This is a genomic window from Roseateles sp. P5_E1 (genome assembly GCF_054049335.1).
This window is the reverse complement of sequence record NZ_JBFUMN010000007.1, coordinates 38870-57383: the sequence shown is the minus strand read 5'-3', so window position 1 is coordinate 57383 and position 18514 is coordinate 38870. Positions and strand designations below refer to the sequence as shown.

10 protein-coding genes are annotated in these 18514 nt (G+C 69.2%); 3 read left to right on the top strand and 7 right to left on the bottom strand.

Annotated features, from left to right (window positions below):
• Positions 1 to 4: 4 nt before the first annotated feature.
• From ACXJKJ_RS09475 to ACXJKJ_RS09450, 6 genes are all read right to left on the bottom strand, one after another.
• Entirely contained in the window at positions 5 to 2629 is a 2625-nt protein-coding gene (locus tag ACXJKJ_RS09475) for a diguanylate cyclase domain-containing protein (RefSeq protein WP_457389935.1), read from the bottom strand.
• Positions 2630 to 2683: 54 nt separating this feature from the next.
• Complete coding sequence (locus tag ACXJKJ_RS09470) at positions 2684 to 4198, bottom strand: malonate--CoA ligase (protein ID WP_457389933.1); 1515 nt, start codon at positions 4196 to 4198, stop codon at positions 2684 to 2686.
• Between the two features lie 109 nt (positions 4199 to 4307).
• Complete coding sequence (locus tag ACXJKJ_RS09465; protein WP_457389932.1) at positions 4308 to 5258, bottom strand: Bug family tripartite tricarboxylate transporter substrate binding protein; 951 nt, start codon at positions 5256 to 5258, stop codon at positions 4308 to 4310.
• Between the two features lie 30 nt (positions 5259 to 5288).
• Entirely contained in the window at positions 5289 to 7280 is a 1992-nt protein-coding gene (locus ACXJKJ_RS09460; protein WP_457389931.1) for a PAS domain S-box protein, read from the bottom strand.
• A 39-nt stretch (positions 7281 to 7319) separates the two neighbouring features.
• Positions 7320 to 7745 (bottom strand): globin family protein, encoded by a 426-nt coding sequence (locus ACXJKJ_RS09455; protein WP_056202664.1) that lies wholly within the window; start codon positions 7743 to 7745, stop codon positions 7320 to 7322.
• A 13-nt stretch (positions 7746 to 7758) separates the two neighbouring features.
• Positions 7759 to 7956, bottom strand: a complete 198-nt coding sequence (locus ACXJKJ_RS09450) for a hypothetical protein (RefSeq protein ID WP_056202667.1) — start codon at positions 7954 to 7956, stop codon at positions 7759 to 7761.
• 141 nt (positions 7957 to 8097) lie between these two features.
• Here ACXJKJ_RS09450 and ACXJKJ_RS09445 point away from each other — a divergent pair, with 141 nt between their 5' ends.
• Positions 8098 to 8826, top strand: coding sequence for a response regulator (locus ACXJKJ_RS09445; protein WP_056202670.1), 729 nt, complete (start codon positions 8098 to 8100; stop codon positions 8824 to 8826).
• Between the two features lie 100 nt (positions 8827 to 8926).
• Positions 8927 to 12085 carry a two-component regulator propeller domain-containing protein gene (locus ACXJKJ_RS09440; RefSeq protein ID WP_457389930.1) on the top strand — a complete coding sequence of 1053 codons (3159 nt, stop codon included), beginning with the start codon at positions 8927 to 8929 and terminating at the stop codon, positions 12083 to 12085.
• A 12-nt stretch (positions 12086 to 12097) separates the two neighbouring features.
• On the opposite strand, the gene ACXJKJ_RS09435 is transcribed toward ACXJKJ_RS09440, so the two are convergent.
• Positions 12098 to 12610, bottom strand: coding sequence for a response regulator (locus ACXJKJ_RS09435; RefSeq protein WP_056202681.1), 513 nt, complete (start codon positions 12608 to 12610; stop codon positions 12098 to 12100).
• 225 nt (positions 12611 to 12835) lie between these two features.
• On the opposite strand from ACXJKJ_RS09435, the gene uvrA reads away from it, so the two are divergent.
• The gene (gene uvrA, locus ACXJKJ_RS09430) at positions 12836 to 18460 is read left to right on the top strand and encodes an excinuclease ABC subunit UvrA (RefSeq protein ID WP_457389929.1); all 5625 of its coding nucleotides are present in this window, start codon (positions 12836 to 12838) and stop codon (positions 18458 to 18460) included.
• Positions 18461 to 18514 lie beyond the last annotated feature (54 nt).

Genomic DNA, 18514 nt, shown 5'->3' with positions numbered 1-18514 from the left:
GCTCCTAGATTTCGCCGCCGCGGTGGCAGCCGCGCCCGGCACGCTTGGCTTCGTAGAGGCTGGCATCGGCCTGAGCCACCAGTTGCTCCAGGCTGACCGCGCCCGTCGTCGCGACGCAGTAGCCGATGCTGACGCCGATCTCCAGCTCCAGCTCGCCGATGTGATACGGCGTGGAGAGGGCGTGCAGCAGTTTGTCGGCCACCGTGGCGGCGTCGCTGGCCTCGTGCACCTGCGGCAGCAGCACGGCGAATTCGTCACCGCCCAGACGGGCCACCAGGTCGCCCGGGCGCAACGCATGGCGCAGGCGCAGCGCCACGGCCTTCAGCAGCGCGTCGCCGGTCGGGTGGCCGTGCAGGTCGTTGACGGGCTTGAACTTGTCCAGGTCGAGGTAGAGCAGGGCCAGGCGCTGGCCCGGTGGGGCGGTCAGCAAGCGGCGCGCGCCCTCCTCGAAGCCGGTGCGGTTGAGCGCCTGGGTCAGCGCGTCGGTCTGTGAGGCCAGGCGCAGCCGCGCCTCCTCGCGCCGGGCTTCGGTCACATCGACCTCGATGCCGATCAGGCCTTCGATTTTGCCGCTCTGCACGCGCAGCGGCGTGTACTGCGCATCGAAGCTGTGGCCGTCGCGTTCGCTGGGGTCGACGAGATCCAGCCGGCGCGTTTCGCCAGCCAGGGCGCTTTCGATCAGTGGCGCACGGGCTGCGTAGTCCTGCACGCCGAACAGCTCGGCCAGCGGCCGGCCGACCCAGTCCTTGAGCTCGACGCGGCGCTGCTCCTCGAAGGCGGCGTTGAAGAAGATCACCCGTGCCTCGGTGTCGCCGACGAGGAACTGTGCCCGCGCCGTGTGGGCGACGGCCAGCAGCATGGCCTCGTTGCGTTCGCTCTCGCGCTGGGCGTGCAGCTGCTCGGACATGTCGCGCAGGATGACCGACACGGTCTCGACACGGCCGCGCACGTCGCGGTGCATGATGATGAGGCAGTCCATCGGCAGCTTCGTGTCGCCCAGCTGCAGGCCGATTCGGCCGCGCCAGTGGCCCTCACGCATGGCCGCGGGCAGCACCAGCTTTTCGTAGAGGTCGAGCTGCTCGGCCGAGAAGTAGTCGGCGATGTGGGCGTCGCCCAGCGGCGCATCGGCGGCCATCCCCAGGCGGGCCCGCGCAGCCGGGTTGAGATAGGTGACCTGGCCATGCTCGCGGGCCTGGCAGACGAAGTCGGGCGTCATGTCGAAGATGGCGGTCAGCGTCTGCAGGGCCTTCTCCTGCTCGCCGCGCTCGGTCACGTCTTCCACGGTGCCGGCCTGGCCGGCCACCCGGCCGTCGAAATACAGCGGCGCCGTGCGTACCGCGATCCAGCGGATGCGGCCGTCGTCGCCGCGCTTCATCTTGCGCACCATGTCGATGGGCTCGCCGGTGGCCATCTGGTGTTTCCAGCGCTGGATCAACATGTCGCGCTGCTCGGGCTGAACGAGGGTGGTCCAGCCCCACTCGACGTTCTCGCGCCTGAGGCCGTGCACGTGCAGATAGCTGTCGTTGACGTAGACGATGCGGCCGGTTTCGTCGGTGCGGAACAGGCCCAGCGGCATGGCATTGCTGGTGGCCTGCAGGGTCGCCTCGCGCAGCCGTGCCGCGCGCTGCAGTTGGCCCAGCCAGCGCGCCAGCAGCACCAGGCCCAGCGTGGCCAGTACCGCGGCGGCCACCACCAGGCTGCGCTGCCGCCAGAACGGCACCAGCACGTCTTCCTCGGTGCCCGACAGCAGCAGCTTCAGGCCGTAGTCGGACAGGGTGACGAAGGCGCCGGTGCGGGGCCGGCCGTCCGTGGCCGCGCCGCTGCTGGCGTAGAAACCTTCTTCACCGCTGAGATTGCGGCGGGCGGCGGGGAATTGTTCGAAGAGGTTGCGGCCGACAAAGCCCGGCACCTCAGGCCGGCGCGACAGGGCCAGGCCGTCGGTGCGCAGCATGACGAGGGAGGATGGCGGCAAGGGCACGAACAGGCCCTGAATGTCATGCAGGCGCTGCAGGTCGATGGTGGCCATGACGAACTCGTAGTCGTCCAGCGGCCGCGACAGCCGCATCAGCAGCGGCAGGCGCAGCCGGCCATCGTCGGCGCGGCCGCCCAGGCGCAGCGGCAGGCCCAGCGCAATGCCCTCGGGCACCAGGCCCGCGATCTCGCCGAAGGCCGCGGTGCCGGCGATGCTGGCGTCGTCGCCCTCAGCGCCCGCCTGCAGCCGGCGCACCTGGCCGGTGGGCGCCACCAGCACGATGTCGACCATCTGGCGCGAGCCGCTGCGCACGCTGTCGACGAACTGGCGCAGCATGGCGTCGGCCTGCGGCCGCCCCTCCTGCCCATCAGCGCGACGCGTCAGCAGCCACAGATCCACGACGCGCAGCGCGCTTTCGGCCTGGCGCAGCACGGGCTCGGTCTGCATCGCGACGGCGCGAACGCCGGTGGCCAGCTCCTGGCGCTGCTGGGCCAGCAGTTCACGGGGCTTCTCGACGGCATACCAGCCCACCAAGGCCCAGATCGTCAGCACGACGGAACCGAAGGCCAGGGCGGGCGCCAGCAGCAGGGCACGCTCGCGCCAGCGGCGGCGGCGGGCCTGCTTCAGCGGCTCGGTGGGCGGGGTGGAGGCGCTCATCGGGGGCAGGGGTTGCGGGCCATTGTGCGCCGCGGCCTCCGCCATCCGGCGCCGCTATTTCGGCGCAAACAGCGTCGCCTGCTGCTCCCGTAGCAGCTTCTTCTGCACCTTGCCCATGGCGTTGCGTGGCAGCTCTGGCACGACCAGGATGCGCTTGGGTACCTTGAAGCCGGCAATGCGGGCCTTGAGCGCCTGGATCAGCGCCTCGGGGTCAGGCTGACCGTTGGGCGTGATGACGGCGACGACGGCCTCGCCGAAGTCTGGATGCGGCACGCCGATGACGGCCGATTCACCCACGCCGGGCAGTTCGTTCAGGAAGCCCTCGATCTCGGCCGGGTAGACATTGAAGCCGCCGCTGATGATGAGATCCTTGCTGCGGCCGATCAGCGTCAGATAGCCATTGGCGCCGACGCGGCCGACGTCGCCGGTCTTGAACCAGCCGTCCGGCGTGAACTCCTCGGCCGTCTTCTCGGGCATCTGCCAGTAGCCGCTGAAGACGTTCGGCCCGCGCACCTGCACGTGGCCGATCTCGTCCGCCGCGCAGGGGCGGCCCTCGTCATCGACGATGCGCAGGCTCACGCCCGGCAGCGCCGGGCCGACGGTGCCGCCTACTCGTTGGCCCTGGTCGCCGTCCTCCGGGCGGCACGGGTTGGAGGTCAGCATCAGCGTCTCGCTCATGCCGTAGCGCTCCAGGATGGCGTGGCCGGTGCGGGCTTGCCATTCGTGCCACGTCTCGATCAGCAATGGCGCGGAGCCGCTGATGAAGAGGCGGATGTGGCTGCAATCCAGTGTGCGCTCCTGCAACAGCCGCACATAGAGCGTCGGCACGCCCATGAAGACGGTGGCCTCAGGCAGGCGGCGCGCTACTGAACCGGCGTCGAACTTGTTGAACCACAGCATCTTGCTGCCGTTGAGCAGCGCGCCGTGCGAAGCGACGAACAGGCCGTGGACGTGGAAGATGGGCAATGCGTGCAGCAGCACGTCATCCGGCTTCCAGTCCCAGAAGCTCTTCAGCGTCTGCGCGTTGGAGAGCAGATTGCCGTGGCTGAGCATGGCGCCCTTGCTGCGCCCGGTCGTGCCGCTGGTGTAGAGGATGGCAGCGAGGTCGGTGGCGGCCCGTTTGACGGGTTCGTGTGCGAGCGGCATCTGCGCGGCGCGGTCCAGCAGCGTGCCCGTGCGATCGTCGTCCAGCGTGAAGACCCAGCGCACGCCGCGCTGGAAAGCCAGCTTGCTGACCCAGCCGAAGTGCTTGCCCGCACAGACCACGACGCCCGGTGCTGCATCGCTGATGAAGTGCTCCAGTTCGGCCGCGTGATAGGCCGGGTTCAGCGGCAGGTAGACCAGGCCGGCACGCAGCACCGCCAGGTAGAGCATCAGGTTCTCGACGCTCTTGTCGGTGTGGACGGCGACGCGGCTGCCAGCGGGCAGCTCCAGCCGGCCCAGCCAGTTGGCGAGCATGGCGCTGCCATTGTCGAGGTCGCGCCAGCTGTAGAGCAGGCCGTCGGCGTCGATGGCGGTCGCGTCCAGGTCCGCCGGGAAGCCGGCGCGCAGGGCCGAGTAGAGATTCATGGTGCTGGTTGACGGGGTGGTGTCTTACCAAGTGACTGCCGTGGAACCGGCTTTGCCGGGCCACTGGCAGTGCCCCCTTTCAAAGGGGGCCGGCGAAGCCGGTAGGGGGTTAGTCCATTTTTGCGCCGGAGCGCTTGACGACCTCTGCCCAGCGCTTGACTTCAGAGCTGACGAATTGCCCGAAGGCGTCGCCATAGAGATTGGGCGTCTCGGCGCCCAGGCCGTGCCAGATGTTGCGGATGTCGTCCGTCGCGAAGGCCTTGCGCAGTTCGGCCTGCATGGCGGTGATCGCTTCCTTGGGCGTGCCCTTGGGTGCCCACAGGCCGTACCAGGTCGACACCTCATAGCCCGGCACGCCGGCCTCTGCGGCCGTCGGCACATCGGGGAAGCCGACAGCACGTTTGGGAGCCGCCACCGCCAGCGCCTTGATGCGGCCGCTCTTGATGTGGTTGGCCGACGAGCCCAGGCCGTCGAACATCAGGTCCACCTGGCCGGCGATCAGGTCCTGCAGGGCCGGGCCGGCGCCGCGGTAGGGGATGTGGGTGATGAAGGTCTTGGTCTGCAGCTTGAACAGCTCGCCGGCCAGGTGGTGGGAAGTGCCGTTGCCGGCCGAGCCGTAGTTCAGCTTGCCGGGCTTGGCGCGCACCGTGGCGAGCAGACCCTTGAGATCGCTGACAGGCACCTGGCCCGGGTGAACGACGATGACCTGGGGCACGCTGGCCAGCAGGGCCACGGGGATGAAGTCCTCTTCCAGCTTGTAGTCCAGCTTGGGGTACATGGACGGCGCAATGGTGTGGTGCACGGCGCCCATGAAGAAGTTGTTGCCGTCCGGCGCCAGCTTGGCGGCGATGGTGGCACCCACCGTGCCGCCCGCGCCGCCCTTGTTGTCGATGATGACCTGGCGGCCCAGCTGCCGGGTCAGCAGCGCGGTCAGCGGCCGCGCGAAGGCGTCGGTGCCGCCGCCAGCGGGGAAGGGCACGATCCAGGTCTGAGGCTTGTTGCCCTGGGCCAGCGCCAGCCAGGGGCTGCACAGCGCGGGCAGCAGCATGCGTCGCTTCATCGGCTTGTCTCCGTCAGTGTTGTGCGGCAATTATGGTTGCAGCAATGCGGTCACACGGGCGAGCAGCTCCGGCTTGGAGAAGGGCTTGTTGAGGCTGTCGCAGCGCGCTTCGTGCAGGAACTGGCGGGCGATGGGCGACAGCGTGTCGCCGGTGACGAACAGCATGCGCCGCGCCAGCGACGGGTGCAGGGCCTTGACCTCGCGCCAGAGCTGGGCGCCGTCAATGTCGGGCATGTGCAGGTCGCTGACGATGGCGTCGAAGCGCGCCTCGGCGAGCATGGCCAGTGCGACCGCGCCGGACTCGGCCGTCATGACCTCATAACCCGCGCCCGACAGCATCTCGCCGATCAGCTCGGCAATCTCGGTCTCGTCATCGACGACGAGGACGCGGGCGCTGCACTCGTCGGTCGCCGGCAGCGGTACGGGTTCGGTCTCGCTGGCCTCGGGCTCGCCGCTGACGGGCATCTGCAGGCAGAAGCAGGCGCCGCTGCCATCGTCCTGCAGCGTCAGCTCGCCGCCGTGGTCGCGTGCGATGGAGCGCGACACGGCCAGGCCCAGGCCGGTGCCGACGCCCTCGCTCTTGGTCGTGAAGAAGGGCTCGAAGATGCGCTCGCGCAGCTCGGGGTCGATGCCGGGGCCGTTGTCGCGCACCCGCATCCAGACGCGCGGCGTGCGGCGGCGGTCGCCGTCGGTCATGGGCGCCACGCCGGTGGATACGGTCAGGCGGCGGCCGTTGTCTCGAGCGCCCAGGGCCTGCTGGGCGTTGACGATGAGGTTGAGCACGATCTGGCCGATCTGGTCGGCATCAGCCTTGACGGGTGGCAGGCCCGGTAGCAGGTCCAGCGTGACGGCGATGCCGTGGCTGCGCAGCACATAGCCCAGCATGTCGACGGCGGCGGTGGCGAGGTCGTTCAGTGCCACCTCGCTGCGGTTGGCGGGCCGGCTGCGCGCCATGTTCAGGAAGGTGCGCACGATGCGGCCGCAGCGTTCGGCGGCCTCGTGGATGCGCTGGGCGTCGGCGGCGCGCGGGTCGCCGCTCATCTTCTCGGCCAGCAGCGACGCGCGGCCCATGACGATGGACAGCGGGTTGTTGAGCTCGTGGGCCACGCCGGCCAGCAGGCTGCCCATGGCCGTCAGCTTCTCGCTCTGGCGCAGCGCCTCGCGCTGGCGTTCGATCTCGCTCAGCGCCGTCTGGCGCTCGGACAGGTCGAACAGCGACGCCGTGTAGAAGGCCTGGCCGGCTACATCGGTGCGCCACAGCACCATCTCGACGGGAAACTCGTTGCCGTCGGCGCGCTGGGCCTGCATCTCGATGCGCTTGCCGATGATGCGCTGCTCGCCGCCGGCCGAGACGCGCGCCATGCCAGCCTCGTGGGCCGCGCGCAGCCGGGCCGGAATCATCACGTCGGACACCGGGCGGCCGATAGCCTCGGCGCGCGCCAGCCCGAACATGGCCGCCGCGGCGGGGTTGAACTCGACGATGTGGCCGGTCCTGTCGGTGGAGACCAGGGCCGCCATCGCGTGGTCGAAGATGGAGGACTTCAGCGCCTCGCTGGCCTGCAGCTCGTTGACCTTGGCCGACAGCTCGGCGTCGCGCCGCTTCAGTTCGGTCAGGTCCAGGCTCATGACGACGGTGGCCTGCGGCACGCCGCCCTGCACGTCGACGGGAACAAGGTGCTCGCGCATATAGCGCCGGCCGGCACCGGCCAGTTCGGTCCAGCCCTCCCAGGCTACGGTCTGGCCGCTGGCCAGGCGCGAGCGCACGGCGCCGTAGTCGGCATAGGCGGCGTCGCCAATGATGCGGCCGATGGGCTGGCCGAGCACCTGTTTGGGATGCAGGCCGGTGAACTTGAAGAATTCGTGGTTGGCCCAGACGAAGCGCTCGGCCACGTCGATGACGACGACGCGCGCCGGCACGGCTTCCAGCAGCTGCGACAGCAGCGGCAGCGTGGCCTTGAGCACGCTGCCGAGTTCGCCCACGCCGGCGTCGGGCGTGGGGTGGAAATGCAAGGTCTCTGTCATGCGGCGCGCTCTCCCTGGGCGCGCCGATGATAAGCAGGCTCAGGCGGCCAGCGCCTCGGTAGCGGCACCCTCTTGCATGGTCCGGGCGACATGGCCGTACATCACCGTCCAGGCTTCGCGCACCTCGGCCGTGAAGCCATCGCCAAGGCCGGCGGCCAGGGTGTCCAGCAGCGCGGCACCGACGCTGGCGTAGTGGGCCTCGACGACACCATAGCCGGCATGGCGCTGGCCGAGCTTGAGCAGCACGGGGTTCAGCGAGGCGGGGCGGTCAAGCAGGTCGATGGCGGCGCCGATCATCTGCATCAGCCGCGCCCCCTGCTCGACCATGGCGCTGCCGCGGAACAGCGCGCGCAGGGCGGGGTCACGGGCAAACAGCTGGGCGTAGAAGGCCTCGGCGACGGTGGGCGCCAGGGGCATGAGCGGCGCGAAGCTGCTGCGGATCAGGTGGATTTGGTGCGGGGTCATGGCAGCCTCGGTGTCAATGGATGAGGTAGGCGTCGGCGACGGGTGCGAACACGCACAGCAGTGGCAAGGCCATGATGAGGCGCTCGAGCAGGTTCCAGCGGGGCGAGGGCGCAGGGGCATGTTCGAGGTCCTCGGCGAAGGCTTCGCTGCGGCAGCCGACGAGCATCGTTTCGGGCCAGTCGGTGGAGGGGTTGTCGCTGCGGTAGTGCATGAGGGTCTTCCGGTTGGTGTGTCGCCACTGTCGGCCGCGCCGGTTTCAAGCGCGCTTCACGTCGGCTCGACTGTGTTGCGTTTGTTTCAACACCACGCTGCCTTGCCCCGAGCAAGGCCGGCCTGCCTATCATTCGCCGCCATGCCAGACACCACCCCCACCGTGTTGCTCGTCGACGACGAGCCCGAATTGCGTGCCCTGCTGGCCGAGTATTTCGGCCGCAACGGCTTCGAGGTCATGCAGGCCCAGGACGCCGCCGCGGCGCGCGCCAGGGTCGCCGAGCGCGTGCCCGACGTGGCCGTGCTCGACATCAACATGCCGGGCGAGAACGGTCTGTCGCTGGCCCGCGCGCTGCGCGAAGCTCACCCGCGCCTGGCTGTGCTGATGCTGACGACGGCCGGCGAGGCCATCGACCGCATCGTCGGCCTGGAGGTAGGGGCGGACGACTACATCGCCAAGCCCTTTGAGCTGCGCGAACTGCTGGCCCGCGTGCGCGCCGTGCTGCGCCGCCTGCAGGTCACGGCCGCGCCGGCACCTGTGCTCGCACCGAGCGATCCGGAGCGCGTCGCCTTTGGCCTGTGCGAGCTCGACATGGCCCAGCGCAAGCTCTTTGGCGCGGTGGGCGAGGAGATCGACATCACGGCCGCCGAGTTCGACCTGCTGGCCCTGTTCGCCCGCCACCCCAACCGCCCGCTGAACCGCGACCAGATCATGGAGCAGGCCCACAACCGCGGCTGGGACGTGTTCGACCGCAGCATCGACCTGCGCGTCATGCGCCTGCGCCGCAAGGTGGAGCGCAATCCCGACAAGCCGGAGGTCATCAAGACCGTGCGCAACGTCGGCTACGTCTACGTGCCGGTGGCGGGCTGAGCGGGCGATTTCCCGGCGCCAGCCGCAGTTGCAACAAGTCCGCGGCCGCTGGTGTCGCAGTGGTTTTGTACCGTATCCTGACCGTCAGAGGACGCGCGAAATGCGCCGCTGCGCGCAAGCTGCAGCCGTGCATGCGCCTTGCGACGGCATGGGTCACTTTTTCTCGCTGATCAACACAGGGCTGCGCTTCGTCGCCCTGCTCGGGCTTGCATTGGGCGGCGGCGCATGGGCGGCGAACGAGCCCGCCCCCACGCCCTGGGCCGCCCGTTCGGATGCGGTGTTCCACCAGGTGCTGGTCGCGCCGATGTCCTTCACCGCGCTGGCCCAGGACGGCGAAGGCTTCCTCTGGATCGCCACGCAATCCGGGCTGTCGCGCTGGGATGGTTATCAGCTTCGCAACTACGTCAGCGACATGGCCTCGTCCGGCGCCCTGCCGGACAGCTACGTGCAGGCGCTGCATGTCGACGACCAACGGCGTCTTTGGGTAGGCACCAGCGCCGGTGGCCTGGTGCGGTACGAGGCGCGCACCGACCGTTTCGTCGCCCCATTGGCTGCCGGCGCGGCGCTGAGCCGCAAGAGCGTGCACGCCATGCTCGACGAGGGCAACGGCCTGCTGTGGGTCGGCACCGGTGCCGGTCTGGACCTGCTGGATACCAGTCGCGGTACGGTCCAGCGCCACGCGGTACTGGCCGGGACCAAAGGCCTGCCCGATGGCGCCGTGCTGGCGCTGCTGCGCGACTCGACGGGCGGCCTGTGGGTTGGCACCGACAAGGGCCTCTTCCGTCGCGGTGCCGGCAGCGATCGCTTCGTGCAGGTCGGGCTGCCGGCCGAAGAGCACGCGCCATTCGTCGCCAGGCTGCTGCTGGACAGCCAGCGGCGGGTCTGGGTCGGCACGCGCTCGTATGGCGTTTTCGTGATCGAGCCCGAGCCTGAGGCCGAAGCGGTGCCGTTGCATCGCTTGTTGCAGGCGGCTGGCGCCGACGCGACGGGGCTGGGCAACGCGCCGATCCGCGTGATGGCCGAGGCCGCGCCGGGTGACGTGTGGCTGGCCCCCGATGGGGGCGGCATCCTGCGCATCGACACCCGCCGCTGGGAGATGCGTCGCGTGCGGCACCGCTCGGACAGCGCGGCCAGCCTGCCCGACGACGACGTTGCTGCGATGTACCGCGATCGCAGCGGGCTGCTCTGGGTCGCCACCGACACGGGGCTCAGCCACCACGACGCGCGCCAGGTCACGGTCAGCACCTGGTTCGGCGGCCCCGGCGCAACGGCCGGCATCAGCCACCTCAACGTGCCTTGCGTGCTGCCCATGCCCGATGGMAGTGTCTGGCTCAGCACGGGCGACGGTGGCATCGACATCGTCAGGGCCGATCAGGGCCGCACAGCGGCGTTGCGGCCCGACGCTGCCATACCGGCCACCGCGCTGCCGCCAGGCCGCGTGCTGAGCATGGTGCGCGCGCCCGACGGCGTGGTCTATCTCGGTACCCAGCGCGGGCTGTATCGCGCCACGGCCGATGGCCGAGCGGTGCAACGGCTGGCTATCCCCGGCCGCTCACCCACTGCCTCGGTGTGGGCCATGGCGATGCAGGACGGCCGGCTCTGGCTGGGCGGTCTCGACGGCCTGTGGGCGGTGGCCCCGGCCGATGGCCTGCAACTGGGCGTGCTGGCGCATGAGGACGGCAGCCGCCTGGACGAGCAGCGCGTCACCGCGCTGCTGGCGGGCCGGGACGGCGTGCTGTGGGTGGGCACGCGCACGGGCGTGTTGCGGCTGGACACGGCCACGATGGCACTGAGCCGGCTGGCGCCCGACGCGCCCGGCCGGGTGGGCTTTCCCGTTGGCTATGTCTCCTCCATGCTGCTGGACCGCCTTGGCCGCCTGTGGGTGGCCAGCTTCGGCGCCGGCGTGCGCGTGATGGAGGCCGCGCAGGCGCCGCAAGCCCAACCGCAGGTCAGGCGCATCACCCTGGCCGAAGGACTGCCGCACAACGGCGTCGATGCGCTGGTGCTGGCGCCGAACGGCGACGTCTGGGCCAGCACCGACGGCGGCATCGCCCACATCGCACAGGACAGCCTGCGCGTGCGCAGCCTGCGCGCGGCCGAGGGGGTGGGTATCCCCACCTACTGGACCAACGCGGGCGCGTCCAGTGCCGACGGCATGCTGCTGTTTGGCGGCATCGGCGGCTTGACCATCGTGGACCCGCGCCAGCCCGTGGCCCGCGCCGAACCGGCGCCGCTGGTGATCACTGAAGTGCGGCTGGGCGGTGTGCGGGCCGTGGTGCCACCGGCCTCGCCCGGCGACGAAGCCCTGACTCTCGAACCACAGCGACGCAGCCTGCTGGTCGAGTTCTCGGTGCTCGACTACGGCGCGCCTGAACGCAACCGCTACGAATACCGGTTGCCGGGTGTCRACGCCGATTGGGTCGCCACCGAGCCGAACCGGCGCATCGCCACCTACACCAATCTGCCGCCCGGCGACCATGTGCTGGAGCTGCGCGGCGCCGGCGCGCAGGGCGGGTGGTCCGAGGTGCTGCGGCTGCCGCTGCATGTGCGGCCGCGCTGGCACGAGATGCTGTGGTTTCGCGTCGGCCTGGGCGTGGCGGTGGCCGCGCTGCTCGTCGCGATGATGCAGGCGCGCACGCTGATCCTGCGGCGGCGCCAGCGCACGCTGGAGTTGCTGGTGGCCGAGCGCACGGTGGCGCTGGAGCAGCGCACGAGCGAGCTCCAGAGAAGCCAGCAGCAGCTGGAGCAACTCGCCTACTACGACGGCCTGACCGGGCTGGCCAACCGGCGCCTGTTCAACGACGACCTTCGCCACCTGATGGCCCAGGCGCAGCGCAACGGGCTGGGGCTGTACCTGCTGCTGATCGACCTGGACCATTTCAAGCAGATCAACGACACCCAGGGACACGACGCCGGCGACGCGGTGCTGAGGACGGTCAGCGCCTGCCTGGGGCTCGCCGTGCGGGAAGCGGATCGCACGGCCAGGCTGGGCGGCGACGAGTTCGCCGTGCTGCTGCCCGACACCATCGAGCCGGCTGCAGCGGAAGCGGTATGCCGCCGCATTGCCCAGGCGCTGGCCCAGGTGCTGCCTCAGGGGCAGTCATCGCTGACGCTGCCCAGCGCGAGCATCGGTGCCGCCTGCTATCCGCGCGACGCGCAGGATGTGGACGGGTTGTACAAGGCGGCCGACCTGGCGCTCTACGACGCCAAGCGTGCGGGGCGATCCCGCTGGCATTTGTATGCGGGGCCGCGGGTCTAGGCGCTGGGTCTGTCAGTTCGGCTCGGGCAACTGGAGCCAGCGCTGCAGCCGCGTGCGCAGTGCGACGAAGTCCAGCGGCTTGGTCAGGTGCTCGTCCATGCCGGCCTCGAGGCTGGCGGCCACGTCGGCGTCCAGCGCATGGGCCGTCAGTGCCAGGATGGGGAATGCGGGCAGCTTGCCTTCACGCTGCTGGGTGCGGATGCGGCGGGCGCATTCCAGGCCGTCCATGCCGGGCATCTGGATATCCATCAGCACGAGATCCGGGGCGGACTCGGCACAGGCCGACAGGGCTTCGAGGCCGTTCCTGGCCAGGCGGGCCTGAACGCCCATCAGCGCGAGGAATTCCAGCGCGACGACCTGGTTGATGTGGTTGTCCTCGACGAGCAGGACCTGGGCTTGTCGTTGGCTCGGGGCGGTACCGCCCTCGTCGGGCTCCGGCGCGTCAACACCCGCACCGTCGGTGGCGGCATTGAGCCAGAAGGGAACCAGCACCTGCGCCGGCTCGGGCAACCTCGACTTGTCCATCCCCATGTCCTTGTGTCAGCTTGTTCTTTTCTTATGCGGCCCTCGAGGAGCCGTGAGCCATTGTTGCCTCAGCTGGCGCCGCAGCGCAACCGGATGCCCCATGAATGCAGTGCGACTTGGGCCGCTCATGTCGCCTGAAACGACCGCTCGTCGGTCGCGGGTGCTGACAGTTTTCGTCCATGCGTCTCCCTACACTGCTCGCCTTTGTCGTTTTGGCCCCCATCAATGTCTGACGGTCTGATCCGCATCCGAGGCGCTCGGCAGCACAACCTCAAGAATCTTGACCTCGATCTGCGCACAGCGGAGCTGACCGTCGTCACCGGGCCCAGCGGCTCGGGCAAGTCCAGCCTGGTGTTCGACACCCTCTATGCCGAGGGCCAGCGTCGCTACGTGGAGACCTTTTCCGCTTACGCCCGTCAGTTCCTGGACCGCATGGACCGCCCGGCGGTGGACAAGGTGGATGGCGTGCCGCCCGCCATCGCCATCGACCAGACCAACCCGGTGCGCACCAGCCGCTCCACGGTGGGCACCATGACGGAGCTGAATGACCACCTGAAGCTGCTTTTTGCGCGCGCGGCGGAGCTGTTTGACCGCAAGACGGCGCTGCCGGTCAGGCATGACACGGCCCAGAGCATTTATGTGGAGCTGCTGGCTCGCGGCGAAGCAGCCGGGGACCCCAGGATGGTGCTCAGTTTCCCGGTGGAACTGCCCGGCAACACGAGCGCGGAGCAGGTGCAGCAGTGGCTGTCCGCCAGCGGGTTCACGCGGGTGCAGGGCGAACGCGAGGTTGAGGGCAAGAAGGTGTTGGATGTGGTGGCCGATCGCTTCCGCATCCAGGGGGCCGACAAGCAGCGCGCGATGGAAGCCATCGAGCTGTGCTTGAAGCGCGGCGCGGGTCGGGTGAATGTTCACGTCGGTGACGACGGCGCCACACTCTGGCGGTTCTCGACCGGCCTTCACTGTCCCGAAAGCGACATCCGCTACGCCGACCCGCAGCCGGCGCTGTTCTCCTTCAACTCCGCTTTCGGCGCTTGCGACAGCTGCCGCGGCTTCGGCCGCGTCATCGGCGTCGATCTTGGCCTCGTCATTCCCGACGACCGCAAGACCCTGCGCAACGGCGCCATCAAGCCCATGCAGACGCCGGCGTGGAAGGACTGCCAGGAGGACCTGCTGAAATACGCCGGCGAAGCCGGCATCCCGCGCGACACGCCGTGGAAGGATCTTTCCGCCGCTCACCGCGAATGGGTCATCAACGGCACGCCGAACTGGAACGGCAACTGGAACAAGCAGTGGTACGGGGTCAAGCGCTTCTTCGAATACCTCGAAAGCAAGGCCTACAAGATGCACATCCGCGTGCTCTTGTCCAAGTACCGCAGCTATACCGAGTGCCCTTCCTGCCGCGGCGCACGGCTGAAGACCGAGGCCCTGCTGTGGCGTGTCGGCGCCAAGGAGCTGGCCGACGCGGCGCTGCCCGCGGAGCAACGCTTCCTGCCGGTCGGCGTGGATTGGAGCCGTCAGCAACTGGAGACGCTGCCGGGCCTGTCCCTGCATGACCTGATGCAGCTGCCCATCCAGCGCCTGCGCAACTTTGTCGACGGCCTGCAGCTGCCCAGCACGATGCTGGACGAAGCGCTGAAGCTGCTGCTCGACGAGATCCGCCACCGCAGCCGCTACCTGTGCGACGTGGGCCTGGGCTATCTGACGCTGGACCGCCAGAGCCGCACCCTCTCCGGCGGCGAAGTGCAGCGCATCAACCTGACGACGGCGCTGGGCACCTCGCTGGTCAACACGCTGTTCGTGCTGGACGAGCCCAGCATCGGCCTGCACCCGCGCGACATGGGCCGCATCGTGCAGGCCATGCAGCGCCTGCGCGATGCGGGTAACACGCTGGTCGTCGTCGAGCATGATCCGGCGGTCATGCTGGCGGCGGACCGCTTGATCGACATGGGCCCCGGCCCCGGCGAGCGCGGCGGGCAGATCGTCTACGACGGCACGCCCGACGACATCCGCTCGGCCGACACGCTGACCGGCGCCTACCTCGGCGGGCGCAAGCACGTCGGCATGGGGCTCAAGCGGCTGGTGGACGAATCGACGCCCAAGCTCATCCTCGAAGGCGTGCGCGAGCACAACCTGCGCGACGTGACAGTCGAGTTCCCGCTGCAGCGCCTCGTCGTCGTGACCGGCGTGAGCGGCTCGGGCAAGAGCACGCTGATGCAGGACGTTCTGTATCCCGCGCTGGCCCGCCAGTTCGGCAAGGCCACCGAGACGCCCGGTGCGCACGAGCGCCTGCTGGGCGGCGACTTTCTCGCCGACGCGGTGTTCGTGGACCAGTCGCCCATCGGCAAGACGGCGCGCTCCAACCCGGCCAGCTATGTCGGCGCCTTCGACGAGATCCGCAAGCTGTTTGCCGTCGCGCCGCTGGCCGTCGAGCGCAGCTACACGGCCGGCATGTTCAGCTTCAACGCCGGCGACGGCCGCTGCCCGACCTGCGGCGGCTCGGGCTTCGAGCACGTGGAGATGCAGTTCCTCAGCGATGTCTACCTGCGCTGCCCGGACTGCGACGGCAAGCGCTTCCGCGCCGAGATGCTGGATGTGAAGCTGGCGCTGAAGGATCGCGACCTGAGCGTGTCCGACGTGCTGGAGCTGACGGTGGCCGAGGCGGTGAACCTGTTCAGCGAGCACCGCGCCGTGCTGGCCAAGCTGCAGCCCATCGTCGACGTGGGCCTGGAGTATGTGCGCCTGGGCCAGCCCGTGCCGACGTTGTCGGGCGGCGAGGCGCAGCGCCTGAAGCTTGCGGGTTTCCTGGCGGAGGCGGCGGCGTCGCCGCGTTTCGGCGTCGCCAAGAAGGGCACGCTGTTCCTGTTCGACGAGCCCACGACGGGCCTGCATTTCGACGACATCGCCAAGCTCATGCGCGCGTTGCGCAAGCTGCTCTCTGCCGGCCACTCGCTGATCATCATCGAGCACAACCTCGACGTCATCCGCGCGGCCGACTGGCTCATCGACCTCGGCCCCGAGGGCGGCGAGACCGGTGGCGAAGTCGTCTGCGTCGGCACGCCCGAAGAGATCACCCGACATGCGACCTCTCACACCGCCGCCGCGCTGCGCGACTACGCGCTGCACATGGACCGCCCCGCCATGGCCGTGGAAGAAGGCCGCGCGTTGCAGTCCATCATCCGCGGCCGCCGCCAGGCCGATGAGGCCATCAAGATCGTCAACGCCCGCGAGCACAACCTCAAGGGCCTGAGCGTCGACATCCCGCGCGGCAAGTTCAACGTCGTCACCGGCGTGTCGGGCTCGGGCAAGTCCACGCTGGCCTTCGACATCCTGTTCAACGAAGGCCAGCGCCGTTACCTCGAATCGCTGAACGCCTACGCCCGCAGCATCGTGCAGCCGGCCGGCCGGCCCGAGGTGGATGCGGTCTGGGGCATTCCCCCGACGGTCGCCATCGAGCAGCGCCTGAGCCGCGGCGGCCGCAAGAGCACGGTGGCGACGACGACCGAGGTCTGGCACTTCCTGCGCCTGCTCTATGTGAAGCTGGGCGTGCAGCATTGCATCAACGACGGCGCGCCGGTGCGGCCGCAGAGCGTCGAGTCGATTGCTGCCCAGTTGATGCGTGACTACCGCGGCCAGCATGTGGGCTTGCTCGCACCGCTGGTTGTGAATCGCAAGGGCGTCTACACCGACCTCGCCAAATGGGCCAAGGGCCGCGGCCATACGCATCTGCGCGTCGACGGCGAGTTCCTGCCCACGTCGCCGTGGCCGCGCATTGACCGCTTCAAGGAGCACACGCTGGAGCTGCCGGTCGGCGACCTCGTCATCGAGCCCGCACGCGAGGCCGAGCTGCGCGAGTTGCTGGCCAAGGCGCTGGACGTCGGCAAAGGCGTGCTGCACCTGCTGGCGCCGCTGGATGGCCTCAGCGTCGAAGCCGGCTCGACCGGCGCCGGGGTTGGCACCGTCAAGGTGTTCTCCACCAAGCGCGCCTGCCCGGTCTGCGGCACCAGCTACCCCGAGCTGGACCCGCGCCTGTTCTCCTACAACTCCAAGCACGGCTGGTGCAAGGGCTGCGTCGGCACGGGCCTGGCGCTGACGCGCGAGCAGCGCAAGGAACTCGACGACAGTGTGCAGCCTGACGACAACCGCGGCCGTGAGCAGAGCTTCCCTTCAGAAGAAGTCGAGGTTGAAGGCCTGACCGATGCCGTCTGCCCCGATTGCCATGGCACCCGCCTGAACCCGACGGCGCGTTCGGTGGAGTTCGAACACAAGGGCATCGGCGACGTGGCCGCCTGGAGCGTGGGCGAGGCGCACAGCTGGGTGAAAGGCTTGGCACTGCACGGCCGTGACGCCGACATCGCGCGCGACGTGGTCAGCGAAATCCTCGGTCGCCTGGAGTTCCTGCAGGAGGTCGGCCTGGGCTATCTGACGTTGGACCGAGCGGCGCCCACGCTGTCCGGCGGCGAGGCGCAGCGCATCCGSCTGGCCKCGCAGCTCGGCAGCAATCTGCAAGGCGTCTGCTATGTGCTGGACGAGCCCACCATCGGCCTGCACCCGCGCGACAACCAGATCCTGTTGAAGGCGCTGGCCACGCTCGGCGACAAGGGCAACACGCTGGTCGTCGTCGAGCATGACGAGGACACGATTCGCCGTGCCGACCACATCATCGACATCGGCCCTGGCGCCGGCAAACGCGGTGGCCGCGTCGTGGCCCAGGGCACGGCAGCGCAACTGGCGCTGGAGCCGGAATCGACGACGGGCCGCATGCTGGCCCACCCGCTGATTCACCCGCTGCAGGCCCGCCGGCCTGTTCTGTCAGACGCGCCCAAGCTGACCGTGCTGAATGCGTCTTTGCACAACCTCAAGGGCGTGACGGTGGACGTGCCGCTGCACCGCCTGGTGGCCGTGACGGGCGTGTCCGGCTCGGGCAAGTCGACGCTCGCTCGCGACGTGCTGCTGGCAGGCATGGCCGTTGCGGTGCCGTTGAGAAAGGCCCCCGCCAAATGGACCGGCTGTGACGGCATCGAAGGCCATGCGCAGGTGGACCGCGTGCTGGAGGTCGACCAGACCCCCATCGGCAAGACGCCGCGCTCCTGCCCGGCCACCTACATCGGCTTTTGGGACGCCATCCGCAAGCTGTTCGCCGAGACGCTGGAATCCAAGGCGCGTGGCTATGCACCGGCGCGCTTCAGCTTCAACACCGGCGCGGGCCGCTGCCCGGGCTGCGAAGGGCAGGGCATGAAGACCATCGAGATGAGCTTCCTGCCCGATGTGAAGGTGCCCTGCGACCAATGCCATGGCCAGCGCTTCAACCCCGAGACGCTGGGTGTCAGCTGGCGGGGAAAAAGCATTGGCGACGTGCTGGCGATGGAGGTCGACGAGGCGGTCGAGTTCTTCGCCTCCATGCCATCCATCGCGCATCCGCTGCAGTTGCTGAAGGACGTGGGCCTGGGCTATCTGACGTTGGGCCAGCCTTCCCCGACGTTGTCGGGCGGCGAGGCACAGCGCATCAAGCTGGTGTCCGAGCTGGTCAAGGTGCGCGACGATGTCACGCGCCGCGGCCAGAAGGCGCCGCACACCCTCTATGTGCTGGACGAGCCGACGGTGGGCCTGCACATGGCCGACGTGGAGAAGCTGATCCGCGTGCTGCATCGCCTGGTGGCAGGCGGGCATTCGGTCGTCGTCATCGAGCATGACCTGGATGTGATTGCGGAAGCCGACTGGGTGCTGGACCTGGGGCCGGAAGGTGGGGATGCGGGCGGGCGTGTCGTCATCGAAGGCACGCCGGAACAGGTGGTGGCGAGCGGCAGTCACACGGGCGTGGCGTTGAAGCCGGTGCTGGCACGGTTGGGCTGACTCGGCCGCGCTTCGGTTTTCCAGAAGTCCGGTTGCGGCTCCGCCTGCTTTGTC